This is a genomic window from Mesorhizobium sp. L48C026A00 (genome assembly GCF_000502375.1).
GTDB classification, from domain to species: domain Bacteria; phylum Pseudomonadota; class Alphaproteobacteria; order Rhizobiales; family Rhizobiaceae; genus Mesorhizobium; species Mesorhizobium muleiense.
This window is the reverse complement of record NZ_AYWU01000003.1, coordinates 290,281-304,776: the sequence shown is the minus strand read 5'-3', so window position 1 is coordinate 304,776 and position 14,496 is coordinate 290,281. Positions and strand designations below refer to the sequence as shown.

The following is a 14,496-nucleotide window of genomic DNA, read 5'->3' as shown; positions in this document are numbered from 1 at the left end:
CGGGCCGGAGCACTGGGCTTCGGCCCTGAAACCCGGTACAGCGGAGCAGCGTCATGGTCGAAGCCGCAGTTCGCAACTTCACCATCAACTTCGGACCGCAGCATCCCTCTGCTCACGGCGTGCTGCGCCTGGTGCTCGAACTGGACGGCGAGGTCGTCGATCGCGCCGATCCCCATATCGGCCTGCTCCACCGCGGCACCGAAAAACTGATCGAGTACAAGAACTATCTGCAGGCTCTGCCCTATTTCGACCGGCTCGACTATGTCGCGCCGATGAACCAGGAGCATGCGTTCTGCCTCGCCGCCGAGAAGTTGTTGGAAATCTCGGTCCCGAAGCGAGGACAGGTCATCCGTGTTCTGTTTTGCGAAATCGGCCGGCTCTTGTCGCATCTCCTCAACGTCACGACACAGGCCATGGATATCGGCGCGCTGACGCCCCCGCTCTGGGGTTTTGCCGAGCGCGAGAAGCTGATGGTGTTTTACGAGCGCGCCTCCGGCGCCCGCATGCATGCGAATTATTTCAGGGTCGGTGGCGTGCACCAGGACCTGCCTCCGAAGCTCCTGGACGACATCTGGGCTTTCTGCGATCCGTTCCTCAAGGTTTGCGGCAACCTCGACGAGTTGCTCACCGAAAACCGTATCTTCAAGCAGCGCAACGTCGATGTCGGCGTGATCGGCCTCGACGACGCCTGGGCCTGGGGCTTCTCCGGCCCCATGGTGCGCGGGTCGGGCGCGGCGTGGGACTTGCGCAAGGCACAGCCATATGAATGCTACCCCGAGATGGATTTCGACATTCCCATCGGCAAGAACGGCGACTGTTACGACCGCTATCTCGTCCGCATGGAGGAAATGCGCCAGTCGGTGCGGATCATGAGGCAATGCCTGGAGAAATTGCGATCGCCCGAAGGCCAAGGGCTGGTGGCAATTCCGAACCAAAAGATCACGCCGCCGCCGCGGGCGACGATGAAACGCTCGATGGAAGCGACCATCCACCATTTCAAACTCTACACGGAGGGTATTCGCGTGCCCGCCGGAGAAGTCTACGCCGCGGTGGAGGCGCCGAAGGGCGAGTTCGGCGTCTATCTGGTTTCGAACGGCGGCAATACTCCCTATCGGTGCAAGATCCGCGCGCCGTCCTTTGCCCATCTGCAGGCGATGGATTTTCTGTCGCGCGGGCACATGCTCGCCGATGTCGCCGCGATCATCGGCTCGCTCGATATCGTGTTCGGCGAGATCGATCGCTGACGAGGCGCGGGGTGTTTCAGATTTCGAGCAGGGCGTAGGGACGGCCGGTCGGCTTCGCCACGTGCATGGCGACGTTGTAGACCGGGGCACCGCCGGGCGTGCGACCTTCATAGATGCCGCGATGCGCGTGGCCATGCACCACGGCGCTGACCTTGAACCGATCGATCGTCTCCGCCAGCCGCGACGAGCCCAGGAACGGAAAAATCTCCAATGGCTCGCCAGCGACCGTCTCGACCACCGGAGCGTAGTGCAGGACGACAAGCGTACGATTGGTGCGAACCTGCCGCATTGCGTTTTCGAGCCGCATCGATTCGCTGACGCTTTCGGCGACCATCGCCTTGATCGCCGGCTCGCCGAAGGAGCCGAGCATGCGTGATCCAAAACCGCCAATGAACCCCTTCACGCCGACAAAGCCGACGTCCTTGATTTCCGTGGTCTGGCCGTCAAGAAGATGGACGCCCGCCTGCCGAAGGATGTGGGCGACGTCCTCGACCGCGCCGGATTCATAGTCATGGTTGCCGAGCACGGCGACGACCGGGATTGCGCAGGCGCGCAAATCCTCCGCAAGGATTTCGGCCTCACGCGGCTTGCCGAGATTGGTGAGGTCGCCAGTGAGCACGAGGACGTCCGCTTCGCGCGAAACTTCGCCGAAGAGATCACGGCAGGAGGCCTGGGCGTCTTCCCGCACATGCAGGTCGCCGATAGCCGCAATCCTCACGGTGCCGCCGTTCCCAACCCTTGCCGTAGCAGCCTCGTTCCTCTCAGCCATCACGAAATTCTCCTGTTCCGCCGACGCCGGCAAAACCCCACTCCTTGACGTCGATCTCGTAGTCGGTCGGCGAAAGCAGGCGCCCGCGGCAGATTTTCATTCGGGGCGTAGGCAACTCCCGCTGCTTGGCGAGCCGGTCAAGCAATTCGTCGAGCAGCCAGGCGGGAACGTGATCGCGCTCGCTCGGATAGATCCAGCGGAAATTGAGAAGCTGCATCAGCAGCACCTCCCAGTGGACTTCGAGGTAGGAAAGCAGCCGGCGCCAATCGATCTGATCCTGCGCCTTGAGGATGGTATGAGCGATGTCGGCGCCGTCGTGGCGGCTTCTGTCCTGGATGAAGCATTTGGACCAGATAAGCTCGGTCGGACCGACGATCCGCACCTGACTGCCCAGCAGCTCGATTTGCCGCGCATGCTCCAGCCACTGATCGCCGACCGGCATGGTGCCGTTCGCCGATGCGAATATGACGTCAAAAAAATGCGTGCTCTTGAAGACCTTTCCAAGCCACCGGTCGTCCACGATCTCGACCGCATAGCCGGCTTGCTTGAAATGCGCCAGAATGCGCGCGTAGTCGCCGGCCTTGCAGAAAATGTCGAGGTCTTTGGTCTGGCGCGTGACGCCCGTATAGGCGCTCACCGCGTAGGTGCCGGCGACAAGAAAGGGGATGTCCGTTGCGGCGAGTTCGCGGATCGCCTCTGTATAAAAGACCTCGGCCTCGGCGTGTTGAAGCGTCGGCGCCGCTTTCGGATCGATCGTCGGAACGGATGCCGGGATGGCGCCTCCCGTTGGAGAATCGTTGGTCATGAAATCGTCGCTCCGAGGCCCAGCAACCTGCAGCTGTCCGTCTTTTAAACAAAGCCGCCGCCGCATGGTTCCGTTGCCGTCATAAAGCGTAAAATGTGATGGCGGAGCCTTTCTCGCCGCTGGTGAGTTGAAGGTGTGAACAAACCAACTGCACGGAGGCGACCATGGAGGACGGGCGCAAGGCGGTACGCGTCAGACTGAGGGGAAGGGTGCAAGGCGTCTCGTTTCGCGTGTGGACACGGACTGAGGCCGAGAGGCTCGGTCTGTCCGGGTGGGTTCGCAATGAGGAGGATGGATCCGTAACGGCACTGATCGTCGGAGCCGAAGGCGCGGTTTCGACCATGTTGGACCGGTTGTGGAAAGGGCCGACCGGAGCGTCGGTCTCCAGCGTGACATCCCAGGACGTCGATGCCGGCCAGGAGCCGAACGGATTCAGGATCATCGGCTAGGAGTGTGTACCGGCTTGAAGGCCAAGCCTCCGCGACGTTGCCTTGCGCGGGAGCAATCGACAGCCAGCGGTTCCGCAACAGGTCAAGGAAAAGGCGCTTGCGGAGGCAGCGGCTGTCATCGAGGATGACGATAGCTCGATCCTCATGGAAAGCCGCGCCGCCATTGCGGAAGCAGTCCATCGTCGCTACACGGCGCCCGCCGACTGAAATCCGCGCATCCCTGTGGTATCGAGCCTATGGTTCGAGCTTCGCCGATGGCGGATCGCCGTCGAAACGGCCTATCCGCTCATCAACGACCGCTGATGCGAGGCGTGGAAATCACTTCGCCGCCCCATCACCCGAACATGCCGGCCCCCAACATAAATGCCGGCAGCGTCAATGCCCGTAGCGTCAGTGCCCGAAGCGTCAGTGCATGAATATTCCTCGCAGCCAGGCGAAGAAACCAAACCTTTCGGACATTGCCGAACGGACGCGAGAGGCAGCCCATCGCGCTCGTATCGAGGCGCCGACATGGCAATGGCAGACGATTTCGTGCAGCTGCCAGTCGGTCAGTTCGAAGAAGCGCTTGGCTTCACCGTAGGTGTCATCTCTCAAGCCTTGCGCGCGAAAGATCGGGTCCTCGAAGGCAACCGTGAGAGGCGAGTCGTTGTAACGCATTTTCTCGCGTATCTCAGGGGACTTGTATTCGGTGCCGGTCAACGCTTCGAGACGTCGATCGGGGTTTTTCTCCAGCAGTTTCGCCCAACGTTCGAGACGCTGGCTTCGAGTCGCTACGAGGTCTGTTGCTTCAGCGTGAACGTCGGCAACGGTATGCAGTTGGTCAAGTGTTTGGTGCTTCACGGCCGCCTCCTATTCAGCAGGTGAGTTCGTCCCACCCTGAAATGGAAATTATGGCGCTCCACGACGCCGGCAAGGCCCTCATGCGCGGACCAATCGATCACTTTTCTGACGGCCCCGTCCGGCCACGAATGCCGATGCCTGCGGGATCATCGGAGGCTCGCGTCGGAACCATAGGCATGCGTGGTCGTTCTGCGTGCGTCAGCCCGAGCGAAAACCGATCGAAACGGGTGGCTTCAAAAATCCCAGCCGACGTCGGTGACCCGCCAAGGCAGAGTGCGAGCGGAAGGAAATCACACCATGGCCATTCTTCCCACTCCCGAACCAACGCCCACTCCCGCGCCCACACCGCCGCCGTTTCCTGAACCGAAGCCGGTGCGTGAGCCGGACCCGGACAGACTTCCCGACGAAGCTCCTGTCCCCAATCCGGATGAGAATGATGCGCCGCTGAAAATCAGTCCCAAAGTTCCCGGGAGTTGACGGAGCGGAGACGCTCGTTCCAGATCGCCCAGATCCCGCATGGATCCGAGATGGCGTCGGCGCGTTGGCTCACTGAGCGGCCAGCATGCGGGCTGCGTCGCCGTCGTCTCGGTGCTGTCAGTGGTGATCAGGCGCGGAAAATGACGACGGAAATGCTCATCGTCGCGGACATAGCAGGCATCAGATCGAGCGCTGCGGCGAAGCGAACTCGGATGCCTGCCTTAGATGCTGGCGCAGCAGCGCCTCGGCCCATTCGATCTCGCCCGCCTCGACGGCATCGAGGATGGCCAGATGTTCCCGGCAGGACTGCTCGATGCGTTCCGCCGGCAGTTCCTCGAAACCCGCCGACTCCTGCAACCGGCGCAGATTGTTCTGCTGGCGCACCGCATCCGCCAGGAACCGGTTGCCGGAACAGGCCGCAAGCCCTTCGTGAAAGGATGCGTTGATCCGGAACCATTCGTCGCCGCCGATCAGCGTCTTGCCCGTCGACACGATCGCCAGGATGCGCTGGTGAGCGCGGCGGACCGGCGCCAGTTGCTGAGGATCCGCATTGAACATGGGTGACCGCAGCGCCGCGCATTCGACGGCCGTCCGGAATTCATAGCTTTCCCGGTAGGCGTCCTCGCCGACCAGTGTGTCGGCGAAACGCCAGCCATGCCCCGGCAGGCGCTGCACCAGCCCTTCGGCAGCAAAGCGGAGCAAAAGCTTGCGCACGACGCCGCGCGACACCTGATAGCGCGGCATCAGTTCCGCCTCGGACACCTCTTGCGGCAGCTGGCCGAGCGCGCGCTCACGCATCATCCTGCGGTAAAGCTCCTCGAGCGGTGAACTGGGCAGGATATCCTCAGGGTCGAGGTCGGCGACCTCGCGCGCCAATTGCAGCCCCCTCGTCTCGAACGGGCTCAAGATGCCCTGGGCGACCAGCAGCTCCAACGCCGCGCTGATCGGAGAACGCGAGACGCCGAAGGTGCGGGCAAGGTCGGGCACCGAGACGCGGGTTCCAACCGTCCAGCCCGAATCCCTGATCCGCTCCAGGATCCGCCGCGCCAGATCGATCTGCAGCGGACTGGCCGTCTCGCCGCGTGCCGGCCGGTCGATGATCGTTTCATTCATAGGCACTTCCTCAGGCGTTCGCATCTTCGCATTATAGATATGCGCCACGCAGTTCGAACTGGCAATCTATCGAATTTTCCTGCTTTTCATTCAATCAAAATGCATTAGTATCCGAACTCAACGAGTTGAGGCTTCCCTTGATGACAACAGTCGCACCTTTTCCGCTTGTCGAGATCGAAGGAGCGCCGAAAGCGCGCGGCATGGCCTATGGCGAACAGGCGCGCGGTCGCATCGGCGCTTCGGTGGCGCTCTACGCCGGGCAGCTCGACCGGTTCGGCTTCGGGCGGGACGATGTCGCGCGGTTTTCCGAAATCTTCCTGCCTCGCTTGCGGCAACGGGCGCCCGATCTCGTCGAGGAAATGGAAGGGATCGCGTCAGGCGCCAATCTCGACCTGTCCTCGATCGTCCTGGTCAACGCGCGTACCGAAATCCTGCAGCTCGCCCGGCGCGAGAAAGGCATTTCCGACGACGAGCCCGACGGCTGCACGGGCGCTGTGATCTTGCCGGAGGCGACCCGCAACGGCAGGCTCATCCATGGCCAGAACTGGGACTGGAAGGCCGAATGCGCCGAGACCTCGGTGGTGCTGCGCATCCGGCGAACGGACGGGCCGGACCTCCTCACCTTCACCGAAGCCGGCGGACTGGCGCGCAGCGGCTTCAACGCGGCCGGCATCGGCATCACCGCGAACTATCTCGAATCGGACCGCGACTATCGCGAGATCGGAATTCCGCTGCCCTTCATCCGGCGCCGGGCGCTTGAAGCGCAGCATTTCGCGGACGCCATCAAGGTGGTGGCGACGACACCGAAATCCGGCTCCAACAACATGATCCTGAGCACCGCCGAGGGCTTCGCGGTCGATTTCGAATGCGCGCCGGACGAGGCCTTCGCCATCTATCCGGACGACGACATGATCGTCCACGCCAATCACTGGCAGAGCCCGGTGGCATTGTCGAAGCTGCGCGAAACCGGGCTTCGCGACGTGCCGGACAGTCTCTATCGCGACCAGCGCGTGCGCCGTCGCCTGTCGGCGCGGCATGGGGACGTCACGATCGACGATTTGAAGGAAGCCCTCTTCGACGATTTCGCTTCGCCGTTCAGCGTCTGTCGTCCGCGGATCAGGAAGAAAGGCGGCAATCTCTCGGCGACGGTGGCGATGATCGTCTTCGAACCAGCCGCCGGCGTCATGGAGATCGCACCGTTGCCGGCCGAGAACCGCGAATTCACCCGCTACGAACTCACTCTCGACGACGAGGTCCGCGAGCGCGCCGAGAAGGCGATGCTGGCACGGGGGCGACCTTCGATATCAGCACAGGAGAAACGATGGTCCGCTTTGTCCTGACCCGCATCGCCAGCGCCATACCGACCCTGATCCTGGTGTCGGTTGCGGTCTTCGTGATGATGCGCTTCATCCCGGGTGATCCTGCGACGCTGATGCTGGGAGACCTCGCACAGCCCGGACAGGTCGAAGCCATGCGGCATCAGATGGGGCTCGACCAGCCCGTGGTGGTGCAATATCTGATCTGGGCCGGCAACGTCCTTACAGGCGATTTCGGGCGCTCGATCGGCAGCGGGCAAGAGGTGCTGCCGCTGATCCTCGACCGTTTTGCCGTCTCCTCGATCATCGTCCTCCTGGCCGTGCTTGTCGCCTCCGTCATCGCCGTGCCGGCCGGCATGCTGGCCGCCTGGAGACAGGACAGTCTTGGCGACATCACCGTCGTCGCCACCTCGACCATCCTGCTCTCGATCCCCAGTTTCTGGCTGGGGTTGATGCTGATGCTGATCTTCGGCCTCTATCTCGGCTGGCTGCCGATCGTCGGCTACGTGCCCTTCAGCCGCGACTTCGCGCAAGCCGCTCTCTATGTGATCCTGCCCGTGGTCACCCTGGTGCTCGTCGAGTCCGGCCCGATCGCGCGCATGGCCAGGGCCAGCACGATCGAGGTGGCGCGGCTGGAATACATCACCCATGCGCGGGCAAAGGGACTTTCCGAAAGCGCTGTGATGTGGCGCCATGCTTTCAAGAACGCCTTCGCGCCCACCTTGACCCTGATCGGCCTGGTGCTCGGCAGCCTGCTTTCCAGCATCGTCGTCATCGAGACCGTCTTCACCATTCCCGGCCTCGGCCGGCTGCTGGTCGACGCCATCTATGCCCGCGACTATCCGGTGATTCAGGGAACGATGCTGTTCATCGCCTTCATCTATGTCGTGGTCAACCTTCTCGTCGACCTCGTCTATCCGCTGCTCGATCCGAGGGTCGCCGCATGATCGCCCGTGCGCTCGGCCGGCCCGGCCTGAAATTCAATGCGACCTTCGGGATCGCCGCCACCGGGGCATTGATCCTTCTGGCTGTGTTCGGTCCATGGATCGCCCCCTACGATCCGCTCAAGCTTGATCTGCCGTCGCGCCTCAGCGGGCCGTCGCCCCAGCACCTGCTCGGTGCCGACGAGTTCGGGCGCGACGTGCTCAGCCGCCTCGCCAGCGGCGCGCGGACCAGCGCCTGGATCGCTTTTGCGACAGTCGCCTTCGCCTTGATCCTCGGCATCGTGTTCGGCGTTCTCGCCGGTTTCCTGCGCGGCTGGGTCGATCGCGTCGTCATGATGGTCAACGACGCCTTCCTCGCCTTCCCCGGCCTGCTTCTGGCGCTCGGCCTGATGGCGGTGATCGGCGCCAGCCGCGAGGGTATCATCGTTGCGCTCGGCCTTGCCTACATGCCGATCGTGGTGCGCGTGGTGCGGGCCTCGGTGATGTCCATTCGCGAGCGGGAATATGTCGAGGCCTCGCGGGTGATGGGCAACAGCGAGATCATCACCATGGCGCGGCACGTGCTGCCCAACTGCGTCGCCCCGATCATCGTGCTCGCCACCACCATGTTCGGCTGGATCATCCTGTCGGAAAGCGCGCTGAGCTTTCTTGGACTGGGCGTCCCGCCTCCAGCGCCGAGCTGGGGCAACATGCTGTCGACGGCTCGGCCCTATATCGGCCAGGCGCCGCATCTGATCATCCTGCCGGGTCTCTGCATCTCGATCACGCTGCTCGGCATCAACATGCTGGGCGACGCGGTGCGAGACTGGCTCGACCCGAAAATGTAGGTCCTGGAAACATGCTCGTGCCGACCGCGGACAACAACACGATGCTTTCAGTGCGCAACCTGTCGATCTCGGTCGGGCCATCGGGAAAGCGGATCGTCGACGGGCTGAATTTCGACCTCGCCCCCAGTGACATGCTGGCGCTGGTCGGCGAATCCGGTTCGGGCAAGACGATGGCGGCCCGCTCGATCGTGAGCTTGCTCCCTGCCCCGCTGGTCACGACGCCGGACAGCAGCATCCACTTCGAAGGACAAGAGCTCACCGGCCTCGCTCCAAAGGCGCTGCGCCAGATACGAGGTGCGCGGATCGGCATGGTTTTCCAGGAGCCGATGGTCTCGCTCAATCCCGCCGTCACCATCGGCGAGCAGATGGCGGAGGGTCTGCGCCTGCATAGCGCCATGTCGCGCGCCGAGATAAAGGACCGCTCGCTGGCAATGCTGGAGAGGATCCAGATCAAGGATCCCGGCAAATGCCTTGCGGCCTATCCGCACGAATTCTCCGGCGGCATGCGCCAACGCATCATGCTCGCATCGGTCATGCTGCTCAAGCCGCGCCTGCTGATCGCCGACGAGCCGACCACCGCGCTCGACACGCTGGTGCAGCGCGACGTGCTTGACCTGATGGTCGAGCTGACGCGGGAGAACGGAACCGCCGTCCTGCTGATCAGCCACGACCTCGGCATGGTGTCGCACTATGTGAACAACGTGACGGTGATGTGCGAAGGCAAGGCGGTCGAACAGGGAAGCAGCACCCAAGTGCTTCACGCACCGCAGCACGATTACACGAAGCGGTTGGTGGATGCGCTTCCCAAGCGCAGCGCCGGTGGATCGAGAAAAGCCGTCGACGGCCCGCCCCTGGTCGAGATCAGCAATGTCGTCATCGACTATCCGGGCCGTCCCAGGCTGTTTGGGCGCGCGCAGCCGAAGCGCGCCGTCGACGGCGTCGACCTGACCATCCGGCGCGGCGAAACCCTGGCGCTGGTCGGCGCGTCGGGCTCCGGCAAGACGACCCTCGGGCGCGCCATTGTCGGTCTCGTCAGGCCGGCCAGTGGAACGATCTCGTTTCTTGGCACGGCGATTGCAAACGATCGATCCGCTGACGCGCGTGCGCAGCGTCGTGACATGCAGATCGTCTTCCAGGACCCCTATTCGTCGCTCGACCCTCGCCAGTCGATTGCCGAGATCATCACCGAGCCGCTGAAGCTCGACACCGAATTGGACCGCAAGCGGCGGACCGCGCGCATGGATGAGGTCATCGAGGAAGTGGGGCTGACGCGCGACCTTCTCAAGCGTTTCCCGCATCAGCTTTCGGGTGGCCAGCGCCAGCGCGTCGCGATCGCCCGGGCGATCGTCAGGCGACCGGCCTTCGTCGTCGCCGACGAGCCGGTCTCGGCGCTCGACATGACGGTGCAGAAACAGATCCTGCTTCTGATCCGGTCGTTGCAGGAACGCTACGGGTTCGCCTGCCTGTTCGTCTCGCATGATCTGGGTGCGGTGGAGCAGGTTGCCGATCGGGTCGCCGTCATGCAGGACGGAAGGATTGTCGAGATCGGCGACCGCGACGACGTCTTCGATCGACCGCGCCACGCCTACACACGCGCCCTTCTCGATGCGGCGATGCTGATCGATCGCCATTTCGCCGATGGCGCGGGCGCACGCAAGGCAGTGGCTCGATGAGGACGGCATGGCTCGTCGCCGCACCATGACAGCGTTTGGCCGTATCACGGAGATCTGGCGATACCCCATCAGTTCGATGGGCGGCGAACGGCTGGACGGGACCGAGCTTGCGGAGGGCGGGATTCCGGGCGATCGGATCTGGGGCATCATCGACCGGCGCGACGGCGCTGTTGCCGCGCCGGAGAAGCTAAAATACTGGCGACCGCTGCCCAACCTTGTTGCAAGGCTGAAGGGTGACCGGCCGGAAATCGGCTTGGACGGCTCCTGGATCGATGCCGGCTCCAGCCTCGCAGGCGAGCTGGTTTCGGCCTTCCTCGATTTCCCGGCGGCGCTGCACCCACATGTCCGCTTCGGCTCGGAAGCCCAGGATCATATCGCGCCACGCTATCAGCGCGCCGACCTCCACATCGTCACGTCAGCCTCGATGAACAGACTTGCCGGCCTGCTTGAGGATCCTTCGCAAGTGGATTCCAGGCGGTTCCGGCCCAACATCGTGATCGAAACCGACGTTTCGCGGGGAGGTTTCGTCGAGCAGCAGATCATCGGGAAAGTGCTGGCGATCGGCAAGGCGCGGATCGTGATCTCGGAACCGTGCGCGCGCTGCACCTTCACAGCGCTGGCACAAGGCGATCTCGCCTTCGAGCCGGCAGTGCTGCAAACCATAGCGCGCCATGGCGAAGGCGGCTTCGGCGCGCTCTGCCAAATCATCGAACCGGGCAAGATCAGGCTGGGCGACCAGGTCACCTTGAACGAAGCCTGACCTTTGTCCAGCTTTCGACGCCGGGCGGCGGCACGTCGTGACGCTAGAGGTGAACATCCAACGCTTGGCGCCGGGGGCGAATACAGCTCACGACCACTTTTCTCCCCTTCCGCAGGAGAGTCCGAAGGGGAAGTGGTGACCCGAAGCAGACGGTCGTGATGCCATAAAAGATGTCGGCCTCGCGCCGATCTCGGACGCTGCGATCGGTTTGACCGCTTCCTGAAGCCGACGTCCCAGCGACCACAGTGACAGCCGCGGTTGTGCCCAATTGTGGACCTTGGCAAAATCACCGCCTTGAAGATCAGCCTAACCATCATCGGAGCATTGCCATGATGAGCTCGGACCAGAGACCAGCGTCAGCCTAGCGAACTGCCCCCTCCCTGCGCAATTTCGAGCGCCTTTACGCTTAGTCGGAAGCCGTCTACTATTCAGCTGAAGGCAGGGTCTTAGACATGGACCGCAAGCTTGCTGCCATTCTGGCTGCTGATGTGGTCGGCTATTCCGCTCAAATGGAGCGTGATGAAGCGGGGACTTTTGCACGGCTGAAAGCTGGTCGCGCAGAGCTTTTCGAACCAGAGATTGCGCGGCACCACGGTCGCATTTTCAAGCTCATGGGCGACGGCTTGCTGGCCGAGTTTGCCAGCGTGGTCGATGCGGTGGAATGTGCAGTCTCGCTGCAGCGTGGCCTAACCGAGCGCAATGCGTCGCTTCCCGAGGCCGAGCAGATCTTGGTCAGGATCGGAATAAATCTTGGCGAGGTGATAATCGACGGTGACGACCGTTACGGCGACGGGGTCAATATTGCCGCCCGGCTCCAACAATTGGCGGAATCCGGCGGCATCTGTGTCTCCGGTAAGGTGGCCAAGGAGGTCGAGAAAAAGCTTGCCTTCGGTTTCGAACCTTTGGGCGAGAAGAAGGTCAAGAACGTCACCGAACCCGTGCAGGTTTTCCGCATAACGCTTGAAAAACAGGGCATCCGCCATCGCTCAATACGGTCTCCTCCGCGGTGGGCGCTAGAGGGGATGGCGGTGGCCGTGGCCCTTCTGCTTGCCGCCGCAGCGGCTTGGCAATTCTGGCCGGCGGCGCCGGTGAGTGCCAGGCCATCGGTAGCGGTGCTGCCGTTTGAAAATTATGGCGGCGACGAGGCTACTGGACGGCTGGCCGACGGCCTCACAGAGGACATCATCACTGACCTTGCACGCTTCCCGGAATTGGAGGTGGTGGCTCGCAATTCGACGCAAGTCTACAAGGGCAAGCCGGTGGATGTGCGCGAAGTCGCTAAAGCGCTCCATGTCGGCTACGTGCTCGAAGGCTCGATCCAGCACCAGGGCGGCCGCGTCCGGATCACCGCGCAACTGATCGATGCCCAATCCGGCAATCATCTGTGGTCGGAGCGCTGGGACCGGCCCACCGAAGATGTGTTCGCAGTCCAGACTGAGATATCTGAGCAAGTCACCAACCGGCTAGGCGGCGGCGAGGGGCTGATCCAGAAAGCTGGCCGAGCTGCGGCCAAGCGCAAGCCGCCAGAGAACCTTAGCGCATACGAGCTTTATCTGCTTGGCACCGAGAAGCTTGCGCGGATCACCAAAGACGATATTCAGCAGGCCATCGTGCTGCTCAACCGCGCCGTCGAGCTGGATCCCGGCTTGGCCCGCGCCTGGGTCGAACTTTACCACTCTCACTCGCTATTGGCGAACTTCGGCGTCAATCCCGAGACAGAAGCAAAGGCGGCTGCCGATGCAGCCGAACGCGCCGTGCGACTTGATCCGAGCGACGCTGAAGCTCACGCCGCGCTGGGCATGAGCTTAGGCGAGCGGGGCGAGCTTTCGCGCGCGAAAGCTGAGCTGCAAATAGCCCTGAGCCTCGCGCCCGGTTCGGCTGAAATCCTGACCTTCTATGCCGGCTGGGCCGCGTCCTTCGGTGAACCAGAACGAGGTGCCGAATTGGTCGATCGGGTGATCCGGCTCGATCCTAACTACCCGATGTGGGCCACCGGCCTCTTCTCTAACGCTTACTTTATGGTGGGGCGATACGACGATGCGCTGAAAATGATGGAAGGCCTGACACCTGACAACTACAACCAGTGGAGATGGATGGTGCGCAGCGGTTCGCTCGCAGGCGCGGGCCGGATGGAAGAAGCGCAAGCCTCAGTCAAGGAGGCGCTCAAGCACTACCCGGACATGACCGTCGAAGGTATGGTCAACGCGCCGGGGATAAGCCCCACCGAGCGCGAGCGCTACTTGGAAACCTTGGTCCTGACCGGTTTCCCGCTGTGTGCATCCGACGAGCAACTGGCTAAGATGACTGTTCCAAAACGTCTTCCCGAGTGCCTGAAGTAGCCCTTCAGCGAGCTTCCCTGACGACCGAAATAGCTCGTGTCGCAGTGGCGTAAATTTCAGATGTATCTGCTCAACACCGCAACCGGCCCATTGCCGTCATGTCCGAAGTGTGTCTGATTGGCCGCTTCTGGCGCTGGTTGCTCGTTCTAATTGCGAAGGTACCTTCAATCGAACGATCGGAGAGCAACACGCCTCCGATCTTTCGGCGACAGATGAACCGCCGGCCTATTCGCTTTTCCAGACACCCCATACATGGGGGTTTGCCGCGGGCCATACCGAATAGCCCTNTGCATGGAGCTGCTTGAACAGTGCCTTGCGTTGCCCGGCGTCGGTCGTGGCCATCGACTTCGTGTAGAGATCGAGGGCCTCCTTGCTGTCCCACTGCGCCATCGGGTCGGTCGCCTTGTCGCCATGTTACTCAGCCCGCTTGGGCGCGGTGAACGTCCATAGGGGGCGATGCTGACGTCGCGACTTTGCCAAGCTGGAAGACCTCCGTCGCCTCGCCGCGGCCGCGCAGCCGGTGCTTGCCCGCCGGGATCCTTTCGAACCTTTCGTCGAGCCGCGACGCGGTCTCGCCGGAAATGGCGATTGCGGCGGTGGCGCCCGGTTCGAGCTGCTTGCCGAGGTCCTGCAGCCTCTGGCTGACGTTCACGGTGTCGCCGACGATCGTATAGTTGACGCGGTCGGATGCGCCGATATTGCCGACGATGACGGAGCCCGTGTGGATGCCGATGCGGACATGAAGTGGAGGCCGGCCTTCGCCAGCCGCTTCCAGATTGTCCTTGTCCAGCTCCTCGCGGATCGCCGCGGCTGCGCGGACGGCCGCGGCGGCATGGCCCTTCAGACGATCCGGCGCGCCGAAGAACGCCAGCATGCCGTCGCCCAGGAACTTGTCGACAGTACCGCCATGTGCATCGACCGCGCCGCACAGGATCGCGAA

Annotated in this window: 15 protein-coding genes; 10 read left to right on the top strand and 5 right to left on the bottom strand. The window is 62.8% G+C overall.

What is annotated here, in order from left to right; genetic code table 11:
• Positions 1-53: 53 nt before the first annotated feature.
• Positions 54-1,244: an NADH-quinone oxidoreductase subunit D gene (locus X738_RS50960; RefSeq protein WP_023797832.1), complete on the top strand. Its 1,191-nt coding sequence runs from the start codon at positions 54-56 to the stop codon at positions 1,242-1,244.
• A gap of 16 nt (positions 1,245-1,260) precedes the next feature.
• On the opposite strand, the gene X738_RS50955 is transcribed toward X738_RS50960, so the two are convergent.
• Entirely contained in the window at positions 1,261-2,013 is a 753-nt protein-coding gene (locus tag X738_RS50955; protein WP_023797831.1) for a metallophosphoesterase family protein, read from the bottom strand.
• Positions 2,006-2,818, bottom strand: a complete 813-nt coding sequence (locus X738_RS50950) for a nucleotidyltransferase (protein ID WP_023797830.1) — start codon at positions 2,816-2,818, stop codon at positions 2,006-2,008. The genes X738_RS50955 and X738_RS50950 overlap by 8 nt, the downstream gene beginning before the upstream one ends.
• 164 nt (positions 2,819-2,982) lie before the next feature.
• Between X738_RS50950 and X738_RS50945 the strand changes: the two genes are divergently transcribed.
• Together X738_RS50945 and X738_RS84590 are read left to right on the top strand one after the other, a co-directional pair.
• Entirely contained in the window at positions 2,983-3,267 is a 285-nt protein-coding gene (locus X738_RS50945) for an acylphosphatase (RefSeq protein WP_023797829.1), read from the top strand.
• 42 nt (positions 3,268-3,309) lie between these two features.
• The gene (locus X738_RS84590) at positions 3,310-3,474 is read left to right on the top strand and encodes a hypothetical protein (RefSeq protein WP_023797828.1); all 165 of its coding nucleotides are present in this window, start codon (positions 3,310-3,312) and stop codon (positions 3,472-3,474) included.
• Between the two features lie 198 nt (positions 3,475-3,672).
• Here X738_RS84590 and X738_RS82280 read toward each other — a convergent pair whose 3' ends face one another.
• Positions 3,673-4,107 carry a hypothetical protein gene (locus tag X738_RS82280; RefSeq protein WP_084646611.1) on the bottom strand — a complete coding sequence of 145 codons (435 nt, stop codon included), beginning with the start codon at positions 4,105-4,107 and terminating at the stop codon, positions 3,673-3,675.
• 297 nt (positions 4,108-4,404) lie between these two features.
• Between X738_RS82280 and X738_RS86860 the strand changes: the two genes are divergently transcribed.
• Positions 4,405-4,584, top strand: a complete 180-nt coding sequence (locus X738_RS86860) for a hypothetical protein (RefSeq protein ID WP_084833640.1) — start codon at positions 4,405-4,407, stop codon at positions 4,582-4,584.
• 180 nt (positions 4,585-4,764) lie between these two features.
• Here X738_RS86860 and X738_RS50940 read toward each other — a convergent pair whose 3' ends face one another.
• Positions 4,765-5,697, bottom strand: coding sequence for a GntR family transcriptional regulator (locus tag X738_RS50940; protein WP_023797826.1), 933 nt, complete (start codon positions 5,695-5,697; stop codon positions 4,765-4,767).
• Between the two features lie 140 nt (positions 5,698-5,837).
• Between X738_RS50940 and X738_RS50935 the strand changes: the two genes are divergently transcribed.
• The 6 genes from X738_RS50935 to X738_RS50910 all read left to right on the top strand — a co-directional run bounded on the left by X738_RS50935 (position 5,838) and on the right by X738_RS50910 (position 13,556).
• Complete coding sequence (locus X738_RS50935; RefSeq protein ID WP_023797825.1) at positions 5,838-7,037, top strand: C45 family autoproteolytic acyltransferase/hydolase; 1,200 nt, start codon at positions 5,838-5,840, stop codon at positions 7,035-7,037.
• A complete protein-coding gene (locus X738_RS50930) occupies positions 7,019-7,960 on the top strand; it encodes an ABC transporter permease (RefSeq protein WP_023797824.1) in 942 nt (313 codons plus the stop codon). The genes X738_RS50935 and X738_RS50930 overlap by 19 nt, the downstream gene beginning before the upstream one ends.
• On the top strand, positions 7,957-8,784 hold the full coding sequence (locus tag X738_RS50925; protein ID WP_023797823.1) for an ABC transporter permease: 828 nt from the start codon (positions 7,957-7,959) through the stop codon (positions 8,782-8,784). The genes X738_RS50930 and X738_RS50925 overlap by 4 nt, the downstream gene beginning before the upstream one ends.
• Before the next feature lie 41 nt (positions 8,785-8,825).
• Positions 8,826-10,457 carry an ABC transporter ATP-binding protein gene (locus tag X738_RS50920; protein WP_373420397.1) on the top strand — a complete coding sequence of 544 codons (1,632 nt, stop codon included), beginning with the start codon at positions 8,826-8,828 and terminating at the stop codon, positions 10,455-10,457.
• A gap of 7 nt (positions 10,458-10,464) precedes the next feature.
• Positions 10,465-11,217 (top strand): MOSC domain-containing protein, encoded by a 753-nt coding sequence (locus tag X738_RS50915; protein ID WP_198032780.1) that lies wholly within the window; start codon positions 10,465-10,467, stop codon positions 11,215-11,217.
• Between the two features lie 452 nt (positions 11,218-11,669).
• The gene (locus X738_RS50910; RefSeq protein ID WP_023797820.1) at positions 11,670-13,556 is read left to right on the top strand and encodes an adenylate/guanylate cyclase domain-containing protein; all 1,887 of its coding nucleotides are present in this window, start codon (positions 11,670-11,672) and stop codon (positions 13,554-13,556) included.
• Positions 13,557-13,974: 418 nt separating this feature from the next.
• Here the strand turns inward: X738_RS50910 and X738_RS86855 are convergent, their stop codons facing one another.
• Positions 13,975-14,487, bottom strand: a complete 513-nt coding sequence (locus X738_RS86855) for an adenylate/guanylate cyclase domain-containing protein (protein ID WP_245277606.1) — start codon at positions 14,485-14,487, stop codon at positions 13,975-13,977.
• Between the last annotated feature and the right edge of the window lie 9 nt (positions 14,488-14,496).